This window comes from Campylobacter sp. BCW_6464, from assembly GCF_001762775.1.
Lineage (GTDB): Bacteria > Campylobacterota > Campylobacteria > Campylobacterales > Campylobacteraceae > Campylobacter_D > Campylobacter_D jejuni.
Window position 1 is genome coordinate 1 of record NZ_MJXM01000032.1, and the last position, 645, is coordinate 645.

At 26.2% G+C, this 645-nt stretch carries 2 protein-coding genes; both read left to right on the forward strand.

What is annotated here, in order from left to right:
- The coding region (locus tag AJ885_RS10075; protein ID WP_141080034.1) for a DUF2920 family protein at positions 1-107 on the forward strand (107 nt) is incomplete at its 5' end.
- 12 nt (positions 108-119) lie between these two features.
- Positions 120-645 (forward strand): DUF2920 family protein (locus tag AJ885_RS02055; RefSeq protein WP_148123893.1); only part of this gene is annotated, 526 nt, incomplete at its 3' end.

Consider the following 645-nt stretch of genomic DNA (forward strand, 5'->3'; position numbering starts at 1 on the left):
AAAAAAGAAAATCTTTCATGCAAGAAAATTCCATCTCTTATCCTTGTGGAAATAAAGTGTTTACTTTTAAAGATGTAGAAAATCAGTTAAAATTGATTATTAATTAAAAAGGAAAATATATGCTTATAAACCAAACCTTTGAAATTGATTCTTGTGATGATGTAGAACTAGGTATTAAAAGAACCAGTAAGCTTGAATATCGCATAAGTTATGATGATGAAAAAGATCTCAAAGCTATAGTTTTTGTCATAGGAGGTTATGGAGCTAATGCAAATATATATTTTTTAGATTCTTATAGAAATTATATTGCTAAAAATTTTGATGTAGCGACAATAAATGTTTTTTATCATTGTTTTTGCCAAAGGCGTTCAGATGTTGAGAAATATAGTGCATACAAATATTTTCAAGAGGAAGATATTGAAAATATTAAAAATTTATTAAATCAGTTTCATTTTTCTTATGGTGGAATAAATAATGATAATGCGCTTTTTTTAGCGAATTCTTTAGTGAAACATGTAGAAAATTTAAAAATGCAAAATAAACTCGATCATAACTTTAAACTAAATTTTACTTCCACTTTTGTCCCACCTAATGGAGATTATCAAAACTATGGCATTATGGCAGCTATTGATCATATCAATGCTT